This is a genomic window from Mesorhizobium sp. CA8 (assembly GCF_020164955.1).
Taxonomy (GTDB): domain Bacteria; phylum Pseudomonadota; class Alphaproteobacteria; order Rhizobiales; family Rhizobiaceae; genus Mesorhizobium.
Window position 1 is genome coordinate 75,448 of the sequence record NZ_JAIUHG010000007.1, and the last position, 23,722, is coordinate 99,169.

At 64.7% G+C, this 23,722-nt stretch carries 20 protein-coding genes; 12 read left to right on the forward strand and 8 right to left on the reverse strand.

Annotation, left to right across the window (positions count from 1 at the left end):
* The first annotated feature begins 8 nt into the window (after window positions 1–8).
* The 3 genes from LB553_RS10170 (at window position 9) to LB553_RS10180 (ending at window position 3,230) form a co-directional block, all read left to right on the forward strand.
* Entirely contained in the window at window positions 9–500 is a 492-nt protein-coding gene (locus LB553_RS10170) for a DUF1036 domain-containing protein (protein WP_224512824.1), read from the forward strand.
* The gene (locus tag LB553_RS10175) at window positions 497–2,938 is read left to right on the forward strand and encodes a M23 family metallopeptidase (RefSeq protein WP_224512825.1); all 2,442 of its coding nucleotides are present in this window, start codon (window positions 497–499) and stop codon (window positions 2,936–2,938) included. The genes LB553_RS10170 and LB553_RS10175 overlap by 4 nt, the downstream gene beginning before the upstream one ends.
* Window positions 2,939–3,014: 76 nt before the next feature.
* Window positions 3,015–3,230, forward strand: a complete 216-nt coding sequence (locus tag LB553_RS10180; RefSeq protein ID WP_224512827.1) for a hypothetical protein — start codon at window positions 3,015–3,017, stop codon at window positions 3,228–3,230.
* 201 nt (window positions 3,231–3,431) lie between these two features.
* Here LB553_RS10180 and LB553_RS10185 read toward each other — a convergent pair whose 3' ends face one another.
* Complete coding sequence (locus LB553_RS10185; protein ID WP_224512829.1) at window positions 3,432–3,833, reverse strand: hypothetical protein; 402 nt, start codon at window positions 3,831–3,833, stop codon at window positions 3,432–3,434.
* 280 nt (window positions 3,834–4,113) lie between these two features.
* Complete coding sequence (locus LB553_RS10190; protein WP_224512831.1) at window positions 4,114–4,650, reverse strand: OmpA family protein; 537 nt, start codon at window positions 4,648–4,650, stop codon at window positions 4,114–4,116.
* Window positions 4,651–4,841: 191 nt separating this feature from the next.
* On the opposite strand from LB553_RS10190, the gene LB553_RS10195 reads away from it, so the two are divergent.
* Complete coding sequence (locus LB553_RS10195; RefSeq protein WP_224513031.1) at window positions 4,842–5,402, forward strand: DUF6931 family protein; 561 nt, start codon at window positions 4,842–4,844, stop codon at window positions 5,400–5,402.
* Between the two features lie 119 nt (window positions 5,403–5,521).
* Here LB553_RS10195 and LB553_RS10200 read toward each other — a convergent pair whose 3' ends face one another.
* Entirely contained in the window at window positions 5,522–5,809 is a 288-nt protein-coding gene (locus LB553_RS10200) for a hypothetical protein (RefSeq protein ID WP_224512833.1), read from the reverse strand.
* Complete coding sequence (locus LB553_RS10205) at window positions 5,806–8,355, reverse strand: caspase family protein (protein ID WP_224512834.1); 2,550 nt, start codon at window positions 8,353–8,355, stop codon at window positions 5,806–5,808. Before LB553_RS10205 ends, LB553_RS10200 begins: the two co-directional genes overlap by 4 nt.
* A 323-nt stretch (window positions 8,356–8,678) precedes the next feature.
* Between LB553_RS10205 and LB553_RS10210 the strand changes: the two genes are divergently transcribed.
* The 7 genes from LB553_RS10210 (at window position 8,679) to LB553_RS10240 (ending at window position 17,356) form a co-directional block, all read left to right on the forward strand.
* Entirely contained in the window at window positions 8,679–11,414 is a 2,736-nt protein-coding gene (locus tag LB553_RS10210; RefSeq protein WP_224512836.1) for a LuxR C-terminal-related transcriptional regulator, read from the forward strand.
* Window positions 11,415–11,520: 106 nt separating this feature from the next.
* A complete protein-coding gene (locus LB553_RS10215; protein WP_224512838.1) occupies window positions 11,521–12,621 on the forward strand; it encodes a class II histone deacetylase in 1,101 nt (366 codons plus the stop codon).
* Window positions 12,622–12,645: 24 nt separating this feature from the next.
* A complete protein-coding gene (locus LB553_RS10220) occupies window positions 12,646–13,995 on the forward strand; it encodes an ABC transporter substrate-binding protein (RefSeq protein WP_224512840.1) in 1,350 nt (449 codons plus the stop codon).
* A 4-nt stretch (window positions 13,996–13,999) separates the two neighbouring features.
* On the forward strand, window positions 14,000–14,800 hold the full coding sequence (locus LB553_RS10225) for an ABC transporter ATP-binding protein (protein WP_224512842.1): 801 nt from the start codon (window positions 14,000–14,002) through the stop codon (window positions 14,798–14,800).
* Window positions 14,793–15,503, forward strand: a complete 711-nt coding sequence (locus tag LB553_RS10230) for an ABC transporter ATP-binding protein (protein ID WP_224512843.1) — start codon at window positions 14,793–14,795, stop codon at window positions 15,501–15,503. The genes LB553_RS10225 and LB553_RS10230 overlap by 8 nt, the downstream gene beginning before the upstream one ends.
* A 3-nt stretch (window positions 15,504–15,506) precedes the next feature.
* Window positions 15,507–16,385 carry a branched-chain amino acid ABC transporter permease gene (locus LB553_RS10235; protein ID WP_224512845.1) on the forward strand — a complete coding sequence of 293 codons (879 nt, stop codon included), beginning with the start codon at window positions 15,507–15,509 and terminating at the stop codon, window positions 16,383–16,385.
* On the forward strand, window positions 16,382–17,356 hold the full coding sequence (locus LB553_RS10240) for a branched-chain amino acid ABC transporter permease (protein ID WP_224512847.1): 975 nt from the start codon (window positions 16,382–16,384) through the stop codon (window positions 17,354–17,356). The genes LB553_RS10235 and LB553_RS10240 overlap by 4 nt, the downstream gene beginning before the upstream one ends.
* Before the next feature lie 73 nt (window positions 17,357–17,429).
* On the opposite strand, the gene LB553_RS10245 is transcribed toward LB553_RS10240, so the two are convergent.
* The 4 genes from LB553_RS10245 to LB553_RS10260 form a co-directional block, all read right to left on the reverse strand.
* Window positions 17,430–18,527, reverse strand: a complete 1,098-nt coding sequence (locus LB553_RS10245) for an alcohol dehydrogenase family protein (protein WP_224512849.1) — start codon at window positions 18,525–18,527, stop codon at window positions 17,430–17,432.
* A gap of 164 nt (window positions 18,528–18,691) precedes the next feature.
* The gene (locus tag LB553_RS10250) at window positions 18,692–20,071 is read right to left on the reverse strand and encodes an aspartate aminotransferase family protein (protein WP_224512851.1); all 1,380 of its coding nucleotides are present in this window, start codon (window positions 20,069–20,071) and stop codon (window positions 18,692–18,694) included.
* 34 nt (window positions 20,072–20,105) lie between these two features.
* Window positions 20,106–21,599, reverse strand: coding sequence for an NAD-dependent succinate-semialdehyde dehydrogenase (locus LB553_RS10255; protein WP_224512853.1), 1,494 nt, complete (start codon window positions 21,597–21,599; stop codon window positions 20,106–20,108).
* A 130-nt stretch (window positions 21,600–21,729) separates the two neighbouring features.
* On the reverse strand, window positions 21,730–22,221 hold the full coding sequence (locus tag LB553_RS10260; protein WP_224512855.1) for an Lrp/AsnC family transcriptional regulator: 492 nt from the start codon (window positions 22,219–22,221) through the stop codon (window positions 21,730–21,732).
* An 83-nt stretch (window positions 22,222–22,304) separates the two neighbouring features.
* On the opposite strand from LB553_RS10260, the gene LB553_RS10265 reads away from it, so the two are divergent.
* Entirely contained in the window at window positions 22,305–23,690 is a 1,386-nt protein-coding gene (locus LB553_RS10265) for a PLP-dependent aminotransferase family protein (protein WP_224512857.1), read from the forward strand.
* Window positions 23,691–23,722 lie beyond the last annotated feature (32 nt).

The following is a 23,722-nucleotide window of genomic DNA, read 5'->3' on the forward strand; positions in this document are numbered from 1 at the left end:
GCACGCCGATGGATCTTCGCCGCCCGCGTACCTTGAGCCGGTTCTCGCCACGCAAGCAGCGTAGCCGGGTCCGATTGCTGTTCCCGGGCCGCATGTCGCTTGCGGCGCTCGGCGCGGCGCTGCTCTCGATGCTTTCGCCCGGCAAGGCGCATGCCGAATTCACCGTCTGCAACCAGACGCTCGACGTCGTCAATCTGGCGGTCGGACAGAAGGTCGACAATGCCGACCAGACGGATGGCTGGTGGACGATCGGCGCCAACCAATGCGTCAACGTCATCCGCGAGGAGCTGACCAACCGCTACATCTATCTCTATGCGACGGACGTCTTTGGCCACGCGATCGTAAACGGATCGACCGAGATGTGCATCGACCGGCGGCGCTTCTCGATCCGCGGCATCGAGGAGTGCTGGCAGCGTGGCCATATCGCGGCGCGCTTCGTCGAGGTCGACACGCTCGAGCAGGTGCGCTGGACCTATTTCCTGACCGGAAACAGCCCGTGACGCACTCGATCGACGCGAGCTTCAGGCAGAAGAAGCTGGCGCGGCTGGCCGAGCGGCGGCGCAAGCTCTGGCGCCGGGCGCTCGCCGTTCTTGCGACGCTCGCCGTCGTCGCCTTAGCCACCGGCTTCTACCTGACCAAGGACTATTGGTCGTTCGGCGATGAGGACGAGGAGCTGCACCCCGTCGAGGGCATGGAAGACGTGCCGCCCGACGCCTCGGTCTATGTACCGGCGATCATCGATCTCGCCGGCGATCCGATGTGGATCACGCTGGCGCCCGATGCCGACACCGCGACGAAAGGCAAGACCGTCGCGCGCCCTGCCGAGCTCGACAGTTCGGGCGCCTCGCCGCAGATCGAAATCCTCTCCGACGTGATGCTGAGCGCCAGCGAAAAGTTCATGACCACGATCCCGTCGACGCAGGAGGATTTCGCTTTCTTCCAGGCGCAGCGGCAAGCCGCTCCCAAGCCTTCCGCAGCGGCGCCGGGTGATGAGCAATCGGCCCCGCCCGCTCCGGCCGCAGCCCCGGACGATCAGCAGGGCGCTTCGCAAGGCGACCTGCAGAACGACTTGCAGGCGGCGCCGGACGAGAGCGAGGCCGGCTCGGCGCCCAAGGCCGACGCCGACGACCCTGAGGCCGGCTGGGGCGAGACCATCGACCAGGGCGAAGCGGCGCTCCCGGCTTTCAAAAAAACCGCGATCGAGAACAATACGACCGTTGCGACTGTCACCAGCGAGTATCAGCGCTTCGAGGCGACCGAGGACACGTTCGTGAAGATCCTCAACGACCGCAGCCTGGATAGCGTGGCGCTCGATGCGCATTTCTCCGCCGACGATGCGAAGCTTGCGGGCGAAGCGCTGAAGACGCTGTTCAATCGCGATGGGCTGGAGTCCGGCTTTGTGGTGGCCATGCGCGGGTTCCGTCCGAACCGCGAGACGACAACCATGTCGCTGATGCAGGTCTCGATTTATGCCAAGAATGTCTATGTCGGCACGTTGACTCGCAATGCGGCCGGTACCTTCGTGTCGGGCGTCGACCCCTGGGTCCGCGAGGATCTGTTCAACTATTCCGGCGCCTCCGACCAGGGCGGGCCCAAGCGTCAGTACCGCCTGCTCGACGCGATCTATTCGACCGCGGTGCGCAACAAGGTGCCGACCAGCGTCATCGGCGAGGCGATCATGTATCTGTCGCGGGGGCAGGATCTCGACGCCTTCGCCAGCGAGGATCAGCGCCTGGTGCTGATCTATTCGCAGACGCCGCGCGGCCAGGGCGAGATTTCCGGACGAGTGCTCTATGTCGGCGTCCAAGGCACGGATAAGAGCCTCGACTGCTTCGTCTTCCGGCAGAGCGATGGCCAGTATGCCTGCGTGACCGGCGACGATCAGGTGCGGTCGTTGACCGTCACCAACGGCATGGTCACGCCGGTCGCCGGGGTGATGACCTCGACCTTCGGCCCGCGCAAGCATCCGATCCTGGGCACGGTCCGCATCCACAAGGGCGTCGACTGGGCGGCGCCGGTCGGCACGCCGGTGATGGCCGCCTTCGACGGCGAGATCTCCTTCCAGGGCGATGGCGGGAGCTACGGCAATCTGGTGAAGATCACGCATGCCAACGGCCGCGAGACGCGTTATGCGCATATGCAGAAATTCGCCATCACCAACGGCGTCGGCACCAAGGTGAGGGCCGGCGACGTCATCGGCTATATCGGCACAACAGGGCTTTCGACCGGCCCGCATCTGCATTTCGAGCTCTACCAGAACGGCGAAGCGATCGACCCGCTGGGCACGGTCACCTCGGTCGCCACTTCCGTCTCGGTCAGTTCCGGCGGCTCCGGCGATGCCGCGGTCGAGACGCTGACCGACCGGATCGTGCATGTCGAAAGCGGCGGCAGCGCCCGCGCCAAGAACCCGCTTTCCTCGGCAACCGGCGCCGGACAGTTCATCTCCAAGACCTGGATCCGGATGATGAACACCTATCGGCCCGACCTTGCCCGCTCGCTGTCGACCGCCGACCTGCTTGCGCTTCGCTACGACGCGACGCTGTCGCGTGAAATGGTGCGCAACCTGGCGCGCGAAGGTGAAGCCTATCTGCGCGCCCGCGGCCACCAGATTTCTGCCGGCCGGCTCTATCTGTGCCATTTCCTCGGCATGGAGGGGGCGCATCAGGTGCTGGCGGCGCCGGGTTCGTCGCAATTGAGCGCCGTTCTGGGATCGGCCGTCATCCAGGCCAACCCGTTCCTGACCGGCAAGACCGTCAGCTACGTCGTCGACTGGGCCGAGCGGAAGATGGGGCAGAAGGTGCCGCGCGTGGTGACCGATCAAGGCCAGCCGAGGACGACCACGACCGAAGTCCGGCAGACCTCTCCCGAGTTCGAGAAATACAAGCAGGCGGTCACCGCGCTGATTGGTTCAATCCAGAATACGCTGGCGCCCGGCTAACCGTGGTCTTTCGGCTCATCAGGCAACAACGTTTTTTCGACGCGCGGCGAGCTGGAACATTTCACGGGATTCGACGTTGCCGGCCATGGTCAAAAAGCAATCCAACGACAACGGTTCATACTTCGAATTCGACGTCATGCGCGAAGCGTTCAGGCGCTGGGTCGACGAGGATAAGGTTCCTGAAGATCAATGGCGGCCGCGCGCGACGAAGCTGGTGCGTATCATGACCGGGGACGATTACGTCGACCCCAACATAGTCGAATGGATTATGCGTAAAAAACCCCAGCGCTGAGGGGGATCGGCGCTGGGGCTCTGTGGGCATGTACGCTGTACCGGCATGGCCGAACATCAGCCTGCGCTAATATCGTAAACGAGTGGTAAATCGCTTCCCCCAAAGGCGCATCGCGCTGAAACGGTTTCAATCGACGCGTTTTAAGCCATTGTTTTGATGCGTCTCGTCACCCAACCGCGGTGCACCTTTGGGCGACATGCATTAAGGCCGCGAAGGCCTCGGCTGTACGAGGTTTCCATCGACCGCGTTTGGCAAATGCGGATGTGTAGTCGCTTTGATCGATCCCGTTGTGATCGCGTCGGCGGGCGGGAGAACCACCATCTGTCCCTTGTGGTGGTCTGGCCAAATCGGCTGCGTGGCGACAAGGAAAACGGCCCCGAGAATACATGCCAGCAACAGGGCGGCGAACAGGTTTGCAATGATTTCGCCAAGCTGCATGCGGGCACTTTCCTGACAAAGAAACACCCGCCGCTTCGCAGGTCGCGGCGGGTGTTTTCTTCTTGCAATCGCAACTGACGATGAAGGGACGATGCTCGCCAGTCTGAGATTCAAATGGAATAGCTGACGGTTTGTTTCAGCCGATGGACCATTGCGCAGCAACATCCGACTTCGGTCGGAATCGAAGGTCGAGGGGGCCGGGAAAGAAGGGCTGCCGACAGCCCGGACCAGCGGATGAACGCGGTATCTTGCCGATGAAACGCCTTGCCAAAATCAGCTAACCGGCCCGGCCGGAGATGGGCAGCATCCACGGTCTCAGCATCATGTGTTTGATGAGGGCCGCCTGATGTTGCGGTGGGCGGCGCGCTTTAGAACTGATCGAGCATGCGAGCCCTGCCTGTCGGCAGGACCGGCAGTTCGCTAAGAGCTGATCGGCGCCGGCAGCCTATTCCGTCCTGATCCGCATTTCGACGCGGCGGTTGACCGGGTCGTAGGGATTGGCGACACGCGGGTGCGACTTGCCAAGGCCGATCGCTTCGAGCCGTGCCGATTCAACGCCGTTCGCTTCGAGGAAGGCGGCCACCGATTGCGCCCTTCGCTGCGACAGGTCCTGGTTGTAGCGATCGGGCCCGGTCGCGTCGGTGTGGCCTTCGACGACGAAGCTGAACGTGCTCAGCCGATTGTCTTTCAGCGCCTTGGCGAACTCGTCCAGCTCCTTGCGCGCGGTCTGGTCGAGCTGGGCCGAGTCCAGGGCAAAATTGATCATCATGTCGAGCCCGGCCTTCTGGGGCGGCGCTTCGTTCTTTTCGGCCTTGCTCTTGCATTCTTCCTCCGTGCCGACGCAGATGCCGCGCGACGCGCCGAGGTTGCTCTGGCCGGCGAAGAATTTTACGATGTCTTCGGATTTCTGAAGCGGATCGGCGTAAACGTGCGTTGAAAAAAGCACGACCGCCAATGCCAAGGCTGAGCTGCCCCACCGCATGACCGTCACTCCTGTTTGAACGGGCCTGTTTGAACGGGTTTTTGCTGGCGCGACTATATCAAATCTTGAAACGATTGTCTGTGAACAAGCGCACGTTGCGAATGGCTGCGGCCTGTTAGAGGTTAAGGCTTGACCGCCGCTTAGCCGCGGGTTTCAGTGCTATTTGTGCCGGTGCTCGGGGTGTGGCAGCGATGGCCAATGAACTCGGATACAGAACGGCGAGGGATTTGTTTCTTGCCTGTCCCGCGATCGCCCGGGACATGAAATCGCCAGCCGCCACCCAACCCCCGTTGGAGTTCTGCCGCGCCTTGCTCGCCGGGCGGGTGCCGGAGGAAGCCGTCACGTTCTGCGCCTACCTTCTGCCCGAGCGCGCCGCGGTCTGGTGGGGACATGAATGTCTGAGCAATGTCGCCGAGCTCCTTGCCGAAAGGGATCTCGAATTGCTCGCTCTCGTCAATGACTGGGTGGGCGAGCCCGGCAATCCCCGCCATCGGGCAGCGCTCAGCAGCGCCGTCGGTCCGTCGCCAGCGACGCCGGCTGCATGGATCGCCCTGTCTGCGGCGTGGCGTGACCCGACCTTCGATATGCTGTCGACGGGATTTCCTGCCGCCCACGCCGTCAATGCCGGGATCCTGGCGGGGCTGGCCCGCGTCTCGACCGCGGACCGCTTTGGCGTGCTTTCCGCCTTCGTCGAAATGGGCATCCAGATGGTGGAGATGGAGGCGCAACGCCAATCGGTCGACGCGTATTAGGGCGGGCTTACAGGCCGCCGCCGAAGCCTGAGAGGCGAGCTCGACCGCCTGGGCGCGCCGTTCGACGACCGCCTTGTTCGCCTCGGGAGACCCGTCGGAATCGGCGAACGCAGCGGGCGTTACCACCCGCCGCCGCCACCGCCGCCGCTGCCACCCAGCGGCGCAATCACGGGCGCGGTTTCGGTCGTGACCGGTTTGACCAGCTTCTTGGCGGCAACCTTCTTCTGCTGGACCACCTTAACTTTGGGCTCGGTCGTCGTCTGAACGGCCTTCGTACGATATTTCGTCGTTGGCGCCGGCTCGACCGTAGGCGCCACGGTCGTGCACCCTGCAACCGCGAACGATAGGAATGTTGCGATGACCGCCTGCTTCAATGCCCTGCCCACCACTGCCTCCTTCTTGATCAAAACAGGTCCCGACGCGGATTGGCTTGCTCCCAGACGGCCCTGGCCGTCTTGATCAGTTGGTCGTCGACCGAGCCGCCCGCCGGGATCTTCGATTTGAGTTCCGAGCGCAGTTGCTTCAACGCGGCCGACTTCGGCTTCACGCCAAACTGCGCCAACGTCTTGCGCGCGCCCGGCAACTCGTTGCGGAGATCAAGCCCTGCGGCAAACGCCAGATACCGGACGGCTATGGCCTGATCGGATTTGTCGCCTTTCTGCATTTCGATGGCCGCGCGGTCGTATGCCGCCGAGTAGTCGCCGCGGTCCGTCGCCAGTTCGAACAGCCTCTGCGCCTCAGCAAGGTTCCGGTCCACGCCCTCACCGTCCCTGTACATGCGCGCCAAGCTGCCGGGCGCATAAGGCTGGCCGAGCTCCATCGCCTTCTGGAACAGCGCCTGCGCCTGCTTGGTATCCTTCTCGACGCCGCGTCCGCTGAGATAATTGCGTCCGAGAATGTTCATCGAATACATATCCTGGCGCTCCACGCCAGCCTTCAGGAAAGCGACAGCGCGCGCCGGGTCGGCAGGCACGCCGTTGCGGCCTTCGGTGAAGATCGCGGCGAGATCGTTCATGGCGTAGGTGTGTCCCATGGCCGCTGCTTTCAGCAGCAGGTCCAAGCCCTTGCCGGTATCGCGCTGGACGCCGAGACCGTTGAACAGGGCACGTCCCCAGGCGGTCATTCCATAGGGGTCCCCTTTGTCGGACGCCTTCGCATAGAAGCCATTTGCCTTCTTGGGGTCCACGGCCGTTCCTATGCCGGACGAGGCGATATAGCCGAGCTCGAACACCGCGCGGACATGACCCTTGTCGGCAGCCTCCTCGATCGCCTTCTTCGCCTCGTCAACTTTGCCGGCGGCAAGCAACGCGCGGCCGAGTTCGTAGTGGAAGCGGGCGACATCGGGATAGGCCTTCACCGCCGCTCGGCAGGCCTCCACCGCGCCTGCGCCGATCTCGTTCGGCAACAGACCAGGGACGACGCCCTGCAGGTCCAAGGGTTCGCCTGCTTGCGTGTCGCACGGGTCGACACTCGGCGAAAGCTTCATCGTCGCCGGCTTCGACGGCGTGTTGTCAGCCGTGACCTCGAAGCCGACGATCAACGGTTTTGCAGCGCCTATCTGCGGTTCGTAGCGCAGTTGATCGACTTCATCGGCCATTAGGCTCGATTGGGGCGACAAGGTCCGATCCGGCAGGGACAGCGTCCCGGTTGCCGGATAATTCGCGAGCTTCACGCTGACGCCCGGATCCTTGGTCGGGACATCCAGCTTCAGCGGCACGGGGCCGACACCGACCGGAACCTTGACGTCGCGGTTCTCGATCGCCTCGGCGGCGCCGGCGATGTGGATGCCGCGCTCCACCACCTCCTGCTTCTGCTCGGACTCCAGCGAGGCCACGAGTTGCTTGCCCGCGGCGCCATCGCCATTCTTGACCCGGAACACCAGTATGCCCTGCGATCCGCCGCCCCACTCGTCATGCGCGGCATAGGCCAGCATATCGACCTGGTCCTCGGCGTCGGCGCCCTTCGGCACATCCATCGCGAGTCGCGGCAGATCCTTGCCCTCTATCGGCTCGCCCGTTGCGACCGGCTTGCCGTCCAGGATCAGACGCCCCAGTGCCGGCGGTCTTTCGATGCTGATGGTGACCGCGCCGCCGTCGACATCGACCGGCACCGGCAGGTCGAGCGCGACCGGTCCGACGCCCGACGGCACGGTCTTTTCCAGCACTGGCGGCAAAGCCGGCCGGTTGGCGCGGCGCATCAGCACCACCTCGTCGATCAGCGAGGAATTCTCCCACGGAACCTGCGCGCCCTTGGTGGCCTCGACCACGTCTCGGCGCACGGCCGCCATCACCGAGCGTATCTCCTGGTTCGGCGCCAGCGCGCGGCGGGAGAAGGCGGATGAAAACGGACTGAGATCGCCGGACCCGTCATAGGCGACGGCGCCGGGCTCCGTGGCGAAGGCGATCAGCGTGTTCAGCGAACTTTTCACCTGCGCTAGGCCGGTGCCGCCGGCCGCGATCAATTGGTCGCGCAGCCAGTAATCCTTGCGCGGGAACGGGTTGTTGCGGCAGGCATCGAGGATGATGACCTGGATCTTCGATTTGGCGCGTAATTGCTGAAGGACGTCATCCAGCTTGACCGCCTGGACCTCGATGTCGGCCGCGTCCTTGAGCGACGCGTCGACCGGGATCAGGAAATTCTCGCCGCCGATCTGAAAGCCGTGGCCCGAATAATAGACGACCGCCAGATCGGCGCCGTCGGCCGCCGCGAGATAATTGCGGAACTCCTTCTCGAACTGGAGCTTGGTGAGGTCCTTGGCGACGAACACATCGAAGCCGGCCAGCCGGAACGTGTTCGACACGTCTTCGGCATCCTTGTCGGGATTCTTCAGGGCCGGGATTTCGCGGTATTCGGAATTGCCGATGACAAGGGCAACCCTTCGATCGGCGTGCGCCTGCACAGTCGTGAGGCCCACGAGGATCAAGGCTGCAATCAGCGCGCAGCATCGCAGCATGGCAAAATCCCTAACTGCTATCATCCTGTCGGCCACAAGAACGCAGCTTGCGGCATCGTGGTCTGTTAAAGACTTCACAATCTGCCACGACGGCAAGGCGACGCGCCGCCGATGGCAAGGCAGATCGCATATCCAATAAACTGCTAAAATAACTCAGAGGCCCGGTCGCCGCAATGACCTGGGCAAGCGCATCGCTGCCGTTCGGCGCAGGATCGCCATCAGCGAGCCATGCCGGCCCTGGCAAGCATCCAGCTCACCGGCCATTGCCTCCGCGCCGCACTCCGCGTTTATTAAAAGCGCCGAATGCAACTGCCGAGAACCGGATGCTGATAGAGACGAAGCTCCAGCCGCCTTATTTGCGCGACGTCCTGGTGCGCAGGCCTCGGCTGCTGCGCACCCTGGACACTGCGACCGCGGGAAAGCTGACTGTGGTGACCTCGCCTGCCGGCTTCGGCAAATCGACCCTGCTCTCGCAGTGGGCGACCGGGATATCCGGCGGCATAGCCCAGGTCGCGTGGCTATCGATCGACCGGCTCGACAACGATCTCGCCCGCTTCCTCAAATATCTCGCCGCCGCCTTCCACCGCGTCGACCCGGACATTGCCGCCAACGCGGAATCGCTGATCGACTCCAGCCCGGTGACGCCGGTCGATTCCATCCTCACCGCCATTATCAACCAATTGTCGCGGCGCACCGCGCCGATCTACCTCGTCCTCGACGACGCGCACCTGATCGTCTCCGGCGAGATCGCCGCCTGCATCAACATGCTGGTCGCCTATGCGCCGCCGGCTTTGCGCATCGTGCTCGCAACCCGCGGCGAGCTGCCGCTCGAGCTCGCCCATATGAAGATGAAGGGGCATGTCGTCAGCCTCGGCGACAGCGACCTGCGCTTTTCGCTCGAGGAGACCGAGGATTATCTTGCCAATGTCTGCGGCCTCGACCTCGCCATCTCGGCCGTTGTGGCGCTCCACCACAAGACCGAAGGCTGGCCGGCCGGGCTGCAGCTTGCCGCTTTGGCGTTGGCGCATGAGGGATCGAGAGAAGCCTTCATCGCCGAATTTTCCGGCAGCCAGCGCGACGTGGCGATGTTCCTGACCCATGACGTGCTCGCCCGGCAGGCGCCCGAAATCCAGGATTTCCTGCTCAGGACCTCGATCCTCGACCGCTTCTGCCTTGGCCTCGTCGAGGCGGTTTGTCCCGGACGAGACTGCGCCGCGGCGCTGGCCTCCATCGAGCACTCAAATCTTTTCCTGATCGCGCTCGATTCCACGGGACAATGGTTCCGCTATCACCACCTATTCTCGGAATTCCTGCGCAACAGGCTGGATGCGTGGGGGCCGGAGGCACGCAGAGAGCTGCATCGCGCCGCCGCCGCCTGGCTGGCGGCCCGGGGCCATATCTCCGACGCGGTCGACCATGCGCTTGCAAGCGGCGATGCCGACCATGCCGCGCGCCTTGTCGAGGAATGCGCCATGCCGCTCACCATGCAGGGTCACATTCCCAGGCTGACGGAGTGGCTGAACCAGCTTCCCCCCGAGCTGATCGCCGTCCGCCCTCGCCTGCTCCTGGCGCGTGTCTGGGCACAGTTCCACATGAGCAGGCCGCGCCAGGCGGTTCGTATCCTCAAACAGGCCAAAACCCTGGTCGGGCAGCTTTCCGAGCGCGGCGAGATCGACCGTGCGACCACCCGCTCGCTGAAGGCCGAGCTGCAGACGCTGACGGCCGGCGTCATCAGCGCCACCGACCGCTCCCGCACCGCGACTCGCGTCGCCTCGCGCTGGCTGGCGGACTTTCCCGAAGACGAGCCTTTCGCGCGCGGCACGCTCGCCAATATCTGCGCCTTCAGCCACTATTCGCTTGGCGAGCTGGACGCCGCGCGCCTGCGCAGCCTCGCGGCGCGCGACCATCACGCCGCCGCCAATTCCGTCTTCGGCATCGTCTATTGCGACCTCTTGCTGGGACTGGTCGAGATTTCCGCCGGCAATCTCGCCGAGGCGCACCAATTGCTCGACCGTGCCTGCCGGCTCGCCCGCGAGCGCCTGGGGTCCGGTTCCTACGCGGAGGCGATGACGGCGATCTTCCACGTCGAGCTCGCCTATGAATGGAACGACCTGCAGGGCGCAGAGCGCATTCTGCACCAGCACCGGCAGATCATCGAGGAATGCGGACTGGTCGTGCACGAGATGGCCTGCAAGCTGCATCTGGCGCGACTCTCCGCCGCGCATGGCCGACACGACGAGGCCATCGTCTTCCTCGAACGCGCCGAACGGCTGGGCATCGAGAAGCGTTACCGCCGGCTGACGGCAGCCGCGCTGAACGAGCGGGTGCGGCTGCTTCTGTCGCGCGGCGACGTCCACGCCGCCCGGCTGGCGCTGCGCTCGCGCGGCATCGAGCCTTCGGCTGAAAGCCGGCCCGCGCCGATCCATCCGCTCGACGAATACGCCCATATCGGCGCCGCGCGCGTTCTGATCGCCGAAGGTCATCCGGCCAAGGCCATTGCCGTGCTGGACCGTATTGCCGAACGCATGCGCCGCGACGGCCGCCTGCGGGGCTTCATGCAGGTCCGCGCACTTGTCGCGATCGCCGCGCACAGCGCGGGCGAAACTCTGCTGGCACTGGCAGCAGCAGTCGATGTCGTCACCCTGGCGCTGCCGCAGAACGCATTGCGCTCGCTGATCGATGAGGGCCTGCCGATGCGCGAGGTGCTCGAATTCGCCCGCTCACGAATTCCGGCCTGGTCGCGCAATTCCAGCACGGCCACTTTTGTCGACACGCTTCTGCGCGAACTGAGCAAGGCCGCGCCCGAACGCGCGCGTCCGATCGCAATCGCCGGGAGGAAGCAAATCCTGAGCAGCAAGGAAACCGATGTCGCCGCCCTGCTTCTGCGCGCCTACACCAATCGTCAGTTGGCCGAAACGCTGTCGATGGCGCCCGACACGGTGAAATGGCACTTGAAGAACATCTTCGGCAAGCTCGGCGTCTCAAGCCGGACGGAGGCCGTCCTCAAGCTGAAGGAAATCGGGCTCGACGCCGCCACCGAGCGGCAATTGGCGGGCTAACCACCCGAATGGGTGGGCTTAAAAAACCACCCATTACCCGAAGGTGTCGGGACAGCGCTCATGCAGCGGGCCATCATCCGGCCGAAATATGCTGGGTGGGAGCCGCATGGCGACTGGTTTCGTTTTCCACGAACTTTATCTTTGGCACAACACCTGGAACTGGGCCCAGGTCTTTCCGCCGAGCCTGACGGTCCAGCCCGGCACCCATGCCGAAAATCCCGAGACCAAGCGTCGCCTGCGCAACCTTCTGGAAGTGAGCGGCATCCTCGACCATCTGATCGCCATCAAGCCGCGGCGCGCCACCGTCGAGGAACTGTCGCGGGTCCACACGCCGGCGCATATCGCCAAGATCAGGGAGATCAGCGACCGCGGGTACGGCGACGCCAGTTCTCTGACGCCGCTCGGCGCCGGCAGCTATGAGATCGCGCTCCTGGCGGCCGGCGGCGCCATCAAGGCCATCGAAGCCGTCATCACGGGCCAGGTGGACAACGCCTATGCGCTGATCCGCCCGCCCGGCCATCACGCCACCTCCGATATCGGCATGGGCTTCTGCCTGTTCTCGAATGCCGCCATCGCCATCCGGCATGCGCAGCAACTGCACGGGCTGACCCGCATCGCGACCGTCGACTGGGACGTGCATCACGGGAACGGCACACAGGCGATCTTCTACGACGATCCGAGCGTGCTTTCGATCTCGCTGCATCAGGACAATCTGTTCCCGGCCAATTCCGGCGCGATCGCCGAGAATGGCGAGGGCAAGGGCAAGGGTTTCAACATCAACGTCCCGCTGCCGCCGGGGTCCGGTCCCGGCGCCTACGCCGCGGCGTTCGAGCGCGTGGTGATCCCGGCGCTGACGCGCTTCAAACCGGAGCTGATCGTGGTGCCTTCGGGCTTCGACGCTTCCGGCGTCGATCCGATGGGCCGCATGCTGATGAATTCCAGCGGCTACCGCAGACTGGCGCGCATGCTGCTCGACGCGGCGCGCGAGCTGTGCGGCGGCCGGCTGGTGATGACGCATGAGGGCGGCTACTCCGAAATGCACGTGCCCTATTGCGGCCTTGCCGTGATCGAGGAGCTTTGCGGGCACCGCACGGGCGTCGAGGACCCCTGGGACCAACTGATGGGACAATGGGGCGGGATGTCGGCGCAGCCGCACCAAACGGCGATCATCGACCAGGCGGCCGAACTGGTCAAAAACATAAGCTGACAAAAACTCACAAGGGGAATTGAGATGAAGCGCAGTTCGAAACTCACTCGGCCGAATGTGATTGCCGGCTCGCGCCGCAATTTCCTGATCAAGGGCGGACTTGCGACCGCCGCGACGCTGACCGGCATGCCGGCCATGCTCTTTGCGATGAACAACGAGGCGCGCGCCGAAGGCGATCCCATCCCGGTCGGTCAGTGCGGCCCGACCACCGACTTCGCCGCGCCCGACGGCATCGAGTTCAAGAACGGCCTGACGCTCGCCTGCGAGGAGATCAACGCGCTGGGCGGCATCCTGGGCCGGCCGCTGGAACCTTCCTTCGAAGACACCGCGCAGATGGGCGACGCCACCAACGTGCAGGCGGCCCAGCGCCTCGTCGACCGGCATGGCGTGCATGCCATCCTCAACGGCTACAATATCGGCTCGGGTGCCGCGATCCAGGAGGTCGCCGCCGACAACGGCATCATCTACGTCCATTACGACACCACGATCGGCCACAACAATTTGGTGAAGTCGAACCCGGACCGCTACTGGGGCTCCTTCCAAGGCGATCCCGCCGAATACTGGTATGGTCCCGGCTTCCTGAAGTTCCTGCAGCAATTGGAGGAAAACGGCGAGTGGAAGCGCAAGAACAACAAGATGGCGGTGATCCTGTCGGCCGGCGTCTATGCCTCCAACATCGCCAACGCCGTCAAGGAACAGGCCAAGAGCTACGGCTGGGACATCAACCTGTTCGAGACCGTCAGCGTGCCCGCTTCCGAATGGGGACCGACGCTCGCCAAGATCCGCCAGGATCCGCCGGCGGTGATCTGCATCACCCACTTCCTGCCCGCCGATCTCGGGCAGTTCGCGCTGCAGTTCGCCTCGAACCCGACGCCGAGCCTGGTCTACATGCAATATGGCCCGTCGATCCCGGCCTTCCGCGACATCGCCAAGCAGGCGGCCAACGGCATCATCTACGCAACCGTCGTCGGCGCGCTGCAGGACGAGATCGGCACCGCCTTCGAGAAGCGCTACAAGGGGAAGTTCGGCCCGAACGCAGGCCACAATTCCGGCGCGCAGCCCTATGACGGGGCCTATGTCTGGGCGACCGCCGCCGCACTTGCCGGCGGCACGGGCGAACCCGGCAACAATGACCAGAACCGCAAGGTTGCGGCCCGGATGAGCGCAATGATATGGCGCGGCGTGACCGGCACGACCCGCTTCATGCCGCTCGAGAACGCCGCCTACACCTATCCGACCCAGGTCAACGATTCGTCGCTCGGCATGCCGCATCAGTTCCTGCAGATCCAAGACTACACCAAGGGACCCGGCCTGATCGCGCCGGCGCCATACGGCACGACCAAGTTCATGATGCCGCCATGGATCAAGGCCTAGCCGTATGACGGGAGACGCCGCCGCGACGCCATTGCTGTCGTGCAGGCATGTCGGCAAGTCCTTCGGCGCGCTCGCGGCGGTCCGCGATCTGTCCTTCGATGTCGGAGCCGGAGAAATCCTCGGCATCGGCGGGCCGAACGGCGCCGGCAAGACGACGCTGTTTGAGGTGATATCGGGCCTGAACCCGGCCACCAAAGGCGCGATCGTGCTCGACAGCGAGGACATCACGGGGCATGCGCCCGAGCAGATCTGCCATGCCGGCGTTGCCCGTACCTTCCAGCTCAACGCCGGCTTCGACAGCATGACCGCGCGCGAGAACGTGCTGGTCGGCGCTTATTTCGGCCGGAGCAACCGGGCCGTGCCGACGCTGCGCGCCGGCCGCGCCGCGCATCAGGCCGCCGATGCCGCGCTCGAGATGCTCGGCATCGCAGACCGCGCCGACAAGGTTACCGGCAAGCTGCCGGTGCTCGACCGCAAGCTCTTGATGATGGCGAGCGCCATGGCGACGAAGCCGAAGCTGCTTCTGATGGACGAGCCGGTCGGCGGCCTCACGGCCCGCGAGGTCGACCGTGTGATGGATGCCGTGCGCGCCATCAAGGCGGCGGGCGTCACCATCATCCTCATCGAGCATGTGATGCGCTTCCTTGTGCGCCTCTCCGACCGCATCATGATCATGCATCATGGCGAAAAGATCTTCGAAGGCCTGCCGACAAAGCTCCTCGACGACCGCACCGTCGTCGAAGTCTATCTCGGCCAGGGCGCCTCCGAGCGGCTGCGCTCCTTCATGGAAAACACGCATGGCTGAAGCGGCGCTCGAGATCGTCGACGCCAGCGCCGGCTATGCCGGCCGCATGGTGCTCGACGCCATCACATTGTCGGCAAGGAAGGGCGAACTCACCGCCATTGTCGGCCCCAACGGCCATGGCAAGAGCACCCTGCTCAAGGCGATTTCCGGACTGGTCCCGGTGACGTCGGGCGAGATCCGCCTCGGCGGCTCGCGCATCGACCGCCTGCGCCCCGACCAGATCGTCGAACGCGGCGTCATCCAGGTTCCGCAGGGCGATCTGCTCTTTCCGGCGATGACCGTGCACGAGAACCTTTTGATGGGCGCCTATGCCAACAGCGGCGGATTGGCCGAGCGGCTCGACTTCGTTTTTGCGCTTTTGCCCAAGCTGAAGGAGCGCCGCAACCAGACCGCCGGCACGCTTTCGGGCGGCGAACGCCGCATGTGCGGCATCGGCCGCGGCCTGATGGGGGGCGGCGAGGTGCTGATGCTCGACGAGCCTTCGCTCGGACTGGCGCCGATCGTCATCGAGCATATCTACGAGGTCATCTTCAACCTCAGACGCGAGGGCCGCACCATCCTTCTGGTCGAGGAGAATGCCGTGCGGATCGCCGAGCATGCCGACATGATCCACCTGCTCGACAATGGCCGCATCGCCTGGTCGGGCCTGGGCGCGGAACTGATGGCGCGCCCAGAAATCGTCGAAACCTATCTCGGAGTGTGAGCGATGGACGTCCTGATCCAGATCGTCGCTTCCGGCCTGACGCTCGGCGCCATGTACGCGGTCGCCACCATCGGCCTCTCGCTGGTCTACGGCTCGCTCAACATGCTCAACATGGCGCATGGCGCCATCCTGACGCTGGGCGGCTATATCTGCTACGCGGTGATCGTCCACGCCGGCCTCAATCCTGCGCTGGCGCTTCTCGCCGCAGCATTCGTCTGCGCGCTGGTCGGGCTGCTGATCTATTTCAGCGCGGCCCTGCCGCTGCTCAGGGCCGAGAATTTCGAGACCAACATCTTCATCGCAACGATCGGCATCGGCAGCGTCATCGAGAATTTGATGCTAAAGGGTTTTGGACCCTATCCGATCCCGCAGCCGCTCGCGGTCGGCGGCCAGGTCGTCATCGGCAATGTGCACATTCCGCTGCAGAACGTCTTCATCCTCGGCGTCGCCATCGTGCTGATGGTGGGGGTCGCGATCCTCCTGCAGCGCACAAGCGCCGGCCGCGCCATCCGCGCCACCTCGATGAACCGCGAGGCGGCGCAGCTTATGGGCGTCAGGGTCGGCCGGGTCTACGCGCAGGTGCTGGCGCTCTCCGGCGCGCTCGCCGCCGTTTCCGGCATCATGATCAGCTCGATCGCCACGCTGACGCCGGTGATGGGCGGCGACCCGATGCTGAAAGCCTTTATCATCTGCGTGGTCGCGGGGCTCGGCAATGTCTACGGCGCCGTGATCGCGGCGATCGCGCTCGGCCTGCTCGAAGCGGCTACCCAGTATGTGCTCGGGGTGCGCTGGAGCTTCGCCACTTTGCTGCTTCTGGTGATCCTCGTGCTCATCTGGCGGCCCTACGGCCTGTTCGGCAAACAGCAGGTGGTGCGCCTATGACGTCCATCCGCCGCGATGTCCTGATCGGCCTTGTCTGCCTGGCTCTCGCTATCGCGCTGCCGGTCGCCATGCCCGGGCGCTACGTCATCACGCAGTCGACGCTGTTCTTCATCTGGGCGATCGTCGTGGTGCAGTGGAACCTCGTGCTCGGCATAGGCGGCATCTTCTCCCTGGCACAGATGGCGCTGTTCGCCACCGGCGCCTATGCCGCCGCGATGCTGGGTTTCTACTGGAAGGTGCCCATGCTTGCCGCCATCCTGATGGCCGGCGTGATCACCGTCGCGGTAGGCATGCTGATCGGCCTCGCATGCCTGCGCCTGCGCGGCCCTTACGTGGCGCTGCTAACGCTGGCGATCGCGCAGGTCATGTATGTGCTTATCGTCAACGACACCGACTGCTTCACCACCGCCGGCGGCTGCATGCCGCTGTTCGGCGGCGTGCGGGGCATCGGCCAGTTCGGCGACATCGGCCTGCGCGCGCTGTTCCCGTCGAAATGGTACATCGCCCACTATTATGTCGGGCTGGCGCTGCTGGCTGTTGCGGTGACGATCTCGATCGTCGTCATCAGGGGACCGCTGGGCCTGGCCTTCCGGGCGTTGCGCGACAATCCGGGCTACGCCATGTCGCGCGGGATCAGCCGCTTCAAATATCAGCTCTGGATCTTCGCCGTCTCCGCCTTCTTCACCGGCATCGCGGGCGGCTTCTATGCAGTGCATTTCCGCGTCGTCGGCCCGACGGTGTTTTCCTTCTCGACGCTGCTGTTCCTGATCGCCATGATCGTTGTCGGCGGCCTCGGCTCGATATGGGGCCCCCTGCTCGGGGCCGCCGTGCTGATGTTGGCCGACGAAGGCATGCGGGAATTGTCCGACTACCGCAACATCGGCCTTGGGCTGCTGCTTGCGGTCTTCGTCATCGCATGGCCGAACGGGCTGAACGGCTGGCTGCAAAGGAGCCGAGCTAGCCGCAATTGACGACAGTCGCGGCGGCGCCTGAAGCCGAATAAAGTATCCCCGGCCGCTGACCGCGCCGGCCTCTTTCCTGGGTTCAGGCGCCGCTCCACATCGCGTCCGGCACCACCACCAGCTTGCCGACGAAGCCTTTGCCCATGAAGTCGGTCTGGGCGCGGTGGAAATCCGACAATTTGTAGACGCCGCCAACCAGCGGCCTGATCTTCTTTTCCTCGATGTAGCGCACGATGCGGCGGAAATCCGCCCGCGTGCCCTGGCTTGAGCCGTGGAGCTGCAGCTGCTTCAGATACATGGTGCGGAGGTCCAGCTGCACGACCGGGCCGGCAATGGCGCCGGCCGTGGTGTAGCGACCTTCGGGCCGCAGGATGCGCAAGAGGTCATTGAAGATGGCGCCGCCGACCAAGTCGGCCACCACATCGATGGGCTGGCCATTCGTCGCTTCGTTGACGGCGGTGAGCAGGTTGGCCACGCCGCGCGTGATCACCTTCTCGGCGCCGACGTCGAGCACGGCCTGTTCCTTGCCCTTGCCGACGACGGCGTAGGGGATGGCGCCCCGCGCCCTTGCCAGTTGCACGATGCCGGAGCCGACACCGCCGGAGGCGCCAGTGACCAGCACACGCTCGCCGGCCTTCAGCGCCGCGCGCTCCAGCATCTGCTCGCCGGTGAGATAGGCGCAGCAGAAGGTGGCGAGCTCGACATCGCTCAGATCGGTATGGACGACATGCGCGTTCTCGGCCGGCAGCGCCTGGTATTCAGCATAACCGCCGTCGCGGCCGTGGCCCACATAGTCGATATCGGCCAGCGAATCGTCGTCGCGGTTGTAGATCGAGAAATCGACCATGACGCGCTCGCCGATGCGGTTCGCAGGCACGCCGTCGCCGACGGCGACGATCGTGCCCACCGTGTCGGTGCCCTGGATGCGTGGAAAGGTCAGAGTGTTGCCCTGCCGGCGCCAGGTCGATACCGCCCCGGCATCTTCCTCCGTGCCATACGCGCCCTGGCGCACCCAGACATCGGTGTTGTTCATGCCGCAGGCGCTGACCTTGACCAGCACCTCGCCGGCGGCCGGCGCAGGTACTTTCACATCTGTGCGGTAGACGAGTTTCTCCAGGCCGCCATGGCCGATGAGCTGCACGGCGGCCATCCTGGCGGGAACGGTGGGATAGGACTTCATAGATGTTACTTCCAACTGTGCAGGTTGGCGCTGCCCCTCACCCTTACCCTCTCCCCGTGAAGACGGGGGAGAGGGGTCGCCAACGCCGGAGCTTGTCCCTTCTCCCCGCCCTACGGGGAGAAGGTGCCGGCAGGCGAATGAGGGGCAGCGCCAACGACCAAAAATCAGAGAGCTGAGAGCACGCCGTTCACCGCGTCGGCGGTCTTGGCGACGACGATGTCGGCTTCCTCGCGCGTCAGGCAGAGCGGCGGCGCGAAACCGAGAATGTCGCCCTGCGGCATGGCGCGGCCTATGACGCCGCTTGCCGCTAGCGCGGTGGCGATCTGCGGCCCGACCTTCAGCGCCGGATCGAAGAAGACCCGGTCGTCGCGGTCCTTGACGAACTCGATTGCGGCCAGCATGCCGTCGCCACGCACCTCGCCGACATTCCGGTGGCCGCCCACGGCCTTGGCGAGCTCGGCGCGGAAGTAAGCGCCGGTCTCGCCGGCGTTCCGCACCAGGTCCATCTCGTCGATCAGTTCGAGATTGGCCACACCCGCGGCAACGCAGATCGGATGCGCCGAATAGGTCCAGCCATGGCCAAGCGAGCCCAGCTTGTCGGAGCCCTTGACCAGCACCTGCCAGACCTTGTCGGCGACGATGACGCCGGAGAGCGGCGCATAGGCCGAGGTCAGGCCCTTGGCGATGGTGATCAGGTCCGGCTTGATGCCGTAATGGTCGGAGCCAAACATGGTGCCGAGACGACCAAAGCCGGTCACCACTTCGTCGGCGACGAGCAGCACGTCATATTTGTTGAGCACACCTTGAATCTTCTCCCAGTAGCCAGCCGGCGGCGGAACGATGCCGCCGGTGCCGAGGATCGGCTCGCCGATGAAGGCCGCGACCGTGTCGGGGCCTTCGGCCAGGATCATCTCCTCAAGCTTGTCGGCGCAATGCTGCGAGAACTGCTCCTCGCTCATCGAGCGGTCGGCGCGGCGGAAATAATAGGGCGCCTCGGTATGAAGGATCGGCGCGCGCGGCAGGTCGAAGGCGTTGTGGAACAGCTCGAGCCCGGTCAGCGACCCGGTCATCACGCCCGAGCCGTGATAGCCGCGCCAGCGCGAGATGATCTTCTTCTTTTCCGGCCGTCCGAGGACGTTGTTGTAATACCAGATCAGCTTGATGTTGGTCTCGTTGGCATCGGAACCCGAGAGGCCGAAATAGACCCTCGACATGCCTTTCGGCGCGCGGTCGATGATCATCTTCGCCAAAGTGATGGAGGCTTCCGTGCCATGCCCGACATAGGCATGGTAGTAGGCGAGGTTCCTGGCCTGCTCGGCGATGGCGTCGGCGATCTTCTGACGGCCGTAGCCGACATTGACGCAATAGAGGCCGGCGAAGGCATCGATGCTCTTCTTGCCGGTGTTGTCCCAGATGGTGACGCCTTCGCCGCCGGCCATGATGCGGGCCGGCGATTCACCGCGCGCGTGCGTGCCCATATGCGTCGAGGGATGGAAGAAATGGTCGCGATCCCAGGCCGAGAGTTCGTTGGACTGTTCGAGCATTTTTGACTCCTGACGAGAATGAGGCCTGCGTAGCTTAGGCTACGTCGAGGCAAAGGTATTTGAGGTCTGTAAAAGCTTCGAGGCCGTGGCGAGAGCCTTCGCGGCCGATGCCGGATTGCTTGACGCCGCCGAAGGGGATCGGCGCGCCGGTGATCTTGACCCGATTGATCGCGACCATGCCGTATTCCAAGGCGCGGCCCATGCGCGCCTGGCGCGCGCCGTTTTCGGTGACGACATAGGCGACCAGGCCGTATTCCGTGGCATTGGCGCGGGCGACGACTTCCGCCTCTTCGTCGAACGGCGTCACAGCCGCGACAGGGCCGAAGGTTTCTTCGCGCATGATCAGCGCTTCGTCCGGCACATCGGCGAGCAGCGTCGGCTGGTAGAACAACGGACCGGCCGCATGACGCTTGCCGCCGGTCAGGCAGCGCGCGCCGTGGGAGAGCGCATCGGCGACTTGCTCCTCGACCTTCTTGACCGCGCGCTCATGCATCAGCGGCCCGATATCGGCGTCTGCGGATAGGCCGTTGCCGATGCGGAGCTGATCAATGCGGCGCGCGAAAGCGGCGCAGAAGCGATCATAGATCGGCCGCTGCACATAGATGCGGTTGGCGGCGAGGCAATCCTGTCCGGAGGTGGCGAATTTGGCATCGAGCGCGATCGTCACCGCCTTGTCGATCTCGGCGTCGTCGAACACGATCAACGGCGCATGGCCGCCGAGTTCCATCACCAGCCGCTTCATAGTCGGCGCACTCTGCGCGGCGATCAGCCGGCCGACCTCGGTCGAGCCGGTGAAGCTCATGGCTCGGACCCTGGCGTCGGCGCACATCGCGCCAACGATGGTGCGCGCATCACCCGTGACGACGTTGAAGACGCCCGCCGGCAGCCCGGCACGCTCGCCGAGTTCCGCCAGCGCCAGGGCCGACAGCGGCGTTTCCGAAGACGGATGCGCAACCACCGTGCAGCCCGCAGCCAAAGCTGCGGCCGCCTTGCGGGTCAGCATGGCCGACGGAAAATTCCAGGGCGTAACGACGCCGACCACGCCGAGCGGCTCGCGGCGCACCGACATCTCGGCATTCGGCAGATGGCTGATGACGCTTTCGGCGTTGAGGCGTTTCGCTTCCTCGGAATACCACTCGACAAAGGACGCGGCGTAGTCGATCTCGCCAAGCGATTCTTTCAACGGCTTGCCCTGCTCGAGCGTCATCAGCAGCGCCAGATCCTCCTTGGCGGCGATGATCAGATCGAACCATTTTCGCAGGATTTTCGAGCGTTCCTGCGGCAGCGCCGAGCGCCAAGCGGGAAACGCACGGGATGCAGCGTTGATCGCCTTTGTCGTCTGCCCGACATCGAGCGCGGCGACAAAGGCGATGGTAGCGCCGGTCGCCGGATCGGTAACCTCAAAACTTGCCGCCGCTTCGCTCGCCGTCCAGTGGCCGTCGACATAGGCGAGCGCGCGCAGCAGCCGGCGATCGGCGAGGCGGTCGAGCGCGTCATGGTGGTTGGTACGTGCAAAATGCGCGGACATCAGTCGGGTCTCCCGGTACCGAGGCGATACGGAGAGACTAGTCGCGCGATCGAGACAAAGAGGCTGTTTCGACAAGCTGGCAGAGAGACATTATCTCTATTGCCCGGACGCCGCAGACAATCTCTCTACCTCAGGATTGCTCCGGCAGCAGATCGGCCACCGGCAGCACGGTCTCGTCCTTGACCGTCTTGGTGACGATGTAGGTGAAGTAGCGGTCGATGCCGATCTCGCGCTCAAGCAGGCCGTCGACCAGCCGCTGATAGGCGTCGATGTCGCGCGCCATTACTTTCAGCACGTAGTCGACGCCGCCGCCCACCGACCAGCAGGCAACGATCTCCGGGATATCGCGCACCACTCGCTCGAAACGGTCGAAGTCAGCCTGGCGGTGGTTGGCCAGGGTCACCTCCATCAGCACCGTCGCCACCGGCGCGATAATGCGCATGGCGATCGCGGCGTGATAGCCGGAGACGATGCCGGCTTTCTCCAGCTTGCGCAGCCGCATCCAGCACGGCGTCGGCGACAGGCCGACCTTCTCGGCCAGGGCCAGCTTGGTGATGCGCCCGTCGCGCTGGATGGCGTCGAGAATCCTGAGGTCGATCGGGTCGAGTTTCGCTGACGCCATGCGGGATCCGCCTTTCGTTGCGGACACCATGACGGTGCATTATTTCGATTGTCAATTGCACTGATTTCGATCTCTAATAGGTCATGACATTATGGCAGCCAGATCCTGCTCTCATCCGTCGGCCGGCCTATCTCTCGCTGGCCGACCAGTTCGCGCGCGCCATCCACGATGGGCGGCTGGCCAACGGCACGCGGCTGCCGACGCATCGCCGGCTGGCGGACGATCTGAAGCTTTCGGTGCAGACCGTCAGCCGCGCCTATGAGGAGTTGATCCGCCGGGGAATGATTTCCGGCGAGGTCGGCCGCGGCAGTTTCGTGCAGACGCAGCGTCGCGAGCCCGAACCGCCCTATATCCCGGAGCGGCTGGGTGAGGTCATCGACCTCTCGATCCTGAAGCCGGTCTGCGAGCCGATGCATCTGGAGAAACTGAAGCAGGCGCTGGGGTGGCTGGCCGAGAACCTGCCGTCGAGCTCGGCGCTGTCGTTCCGGCCCAACATGGTATTTCCGCGCCACCGCGCGGTCGCGGTCGAATGGCTGAAGCTTTGCGGACTCGAGGCGTCGCCGCAGAATATCAGCCTCACCAACGGCGCCACCGCCGGCATGACGGTGGCGCTGATGAGCGTGGCGCCGCCCGGCTCGACGGTCGCCACCGAGGCGATCGGCCACCACACGCTGATCCCGCTCGCCCGCTATCTCGGCTTCAACCTCGAGGGTCTGCCGATCGACGGCAACGGGCTGGTCCCCGAAGCGCTCGACGAGGCCTGCCGTCTCTCGGACATCCGCGCCGTCTTCGTCCAGCCCTCGGTGATCAACCCGACGGCGACGTTGATGGACGCCACAAGGCGCGAACAGATCGCGGCGGTTGCGCGCAAGCACGATATCGCCATCATCGAGAACGACGTGCTCGGGCCGCTGGTCGAAGGCCGGCCGCCGGCCGTCGCCGCCTTCGCGCCGGAGCGGACGCTCTATGTCACCTCCTTCACCAAAATCGTCGTGCCCGGCCTGCGCATCGGCTATCTCGCGGTACCGGACCGCTATGTCGCGGCTGTCGCCAACCGCCACCTCGTCTCGAACTGGATGGCGACCCCGATGGTGGCGGAGATCGCGACGCGCTGGGTGAATGACGGCACGGCTGTTGAGCTGGTCAAGTGGCAGCGCGGCGCGCTGAGGCGCCGGCAGGAGATTGCCGCCGAAATGCTGGCCGGCGTCGACTATCGCTGTCACCGCGACGGGCTGCATCTCTGGCTCGAACTGCCGGGCGGCCGTGCGGAGGAGAGCTTCGTCGCCCAGGCGCGCCTGCGCGGGGTGGCGATCGCGCCGGGCACCTCGTTCCGCATCGCCGACACGCCCTGGCATCCGGCCGTGCGCATCTCGCTCGGATCGACCACCGAGGGGGAACTGCGGGCGGGCCTGAGCGTTGTCGCCAAACTGTTGCTCGGCGATCCGGAGCATCTCCTGCTCGCCATCTGATGCACAAAGGAAGCTCAGATTGCCCTGAAATC

Excerpts from the sequence above, each read along its gene's own strand:
- LB553_RS10170 (WP_224512824.1), top strand. The coding sequence starts at position 9 with ATGGATCTTCGCCGCCCGCGTACCTTGAGCCGGTTCTCGCCACGCAAG.
- LB553_RS10185 (WP_224512829.1), bottom strand. The coding sequence starts at position 3,833 with ATGTTGCTGCGCAATGGTCCATCGGCTGAAACAAACCGTCAGCTATTC.
- LB553_RS10190 (WP_224512831.1), bottom strand. The coding sequence starts at position 4,650 with ATGCGGTGGGGCAGCTCAGCCTTGGCATTGGCGGTCGTGCTTTTTTCA.
- LB553_RS10195 (WP_224513031.1), top strand. The coding sequence starts at position 4,842 with ATGGCCAATGAACTCGGATACAGAACGGCGAGGGATTTGTTTCTTGCC.
- LB553_RS10205 (WP_224512834.1), bottom strand. The coding sequence starts at position 8,355 with ATGCTGCGATGCTGCGCGCTGATTGCAGCCTTGATCCTCGTGGGCCTC.
- LB553_RS10210 (WP_224512836.1), top strand. The coding sequence starts at position 8,679 with ATGCTGATAGAGACGAAGCTCCAGCCGCCTTATTTGCGCGACGTCCTG.
- LB553_RS10215 (WP_224512838.1), top strand. The coding sequence starts at position 11,521 with ATGGCGACTGGTTTCGTTTTCCACGAACTTTATCTTTGGCACAACACC.
- LB553_RS10220 (WP_224512840.1), top strand. The coding sequence starts at position 12,646 with ATGAAGCGCAGTTCGAAACTCACTCGGCCGAATGTGATTGCCGGCTCG.
- LB553_RS10225 (WP_224512842.1), top strand. The coding sequence starts at position 14,000 with ATGACGGGAGACGCCGCCGCGACGCCATTGCTGTCGTGCAGGCATGTC.
- LB553_RS10230 (WP_224512843.1), top strand. The coding sequence starts at position 14,793 with ATGGCTGAAGCGGCGCTCGAGATCGTCGACGCCAGCGCCGGCTATGCC.
- LB553_RS10235 (WP_224512845.1), top strand. The coding sequence starts at position 15,507 with ATGGACGTCCTGATCCAGATCGTCGCTTCCGGCCTGACGCTCGGCGCC.
- LB553_RS10240 (WP_224512847.1), top strand. The coding sequence starts at position 16,382 with ATGACGTCCATCCGCCGCGATGTCCTGATCGGCCTTGTCTGCCTGGCT.
- LB553_RS10245 (WP_224512849.1), bottom strand. The coding sequence starts at position 18,527 with ATGAAGTCCTATCCCACCGTTCCCGCCAGGATGGCCGCCGTGCAGCTC.
- LB553_RS10250 (WP_224512851.1), bottom strand. The coding sequence starts at position 20,071 with ATGCTCGAACAGTCCAACGAACTCTCGGCCTGGGATCGCGACCATTTC.
- LB553_RS10255 (WP_224512853.1), bottom strand. The coding sequence starts at position 21,599 with ATGTCCGCGCATTTTGCACGTACCAACCACCATGACGCGCTCGACCGC.
- LB553_RS10260 (WP_224512855.1), bottom strand. The coding sequence starts at position 22,221 with ATGGCGTCAGCGAAACTCGACCCGATCGACCTCAGGATTCTCGACGCC.
- LB553_RS10265 (WP_224512857.1), top strand. The coding sequence starts at position 22,305 with ATGACATTATGGCAGCCAGATCCTGCTCTCATCCGTCGGCCGGCCTAT.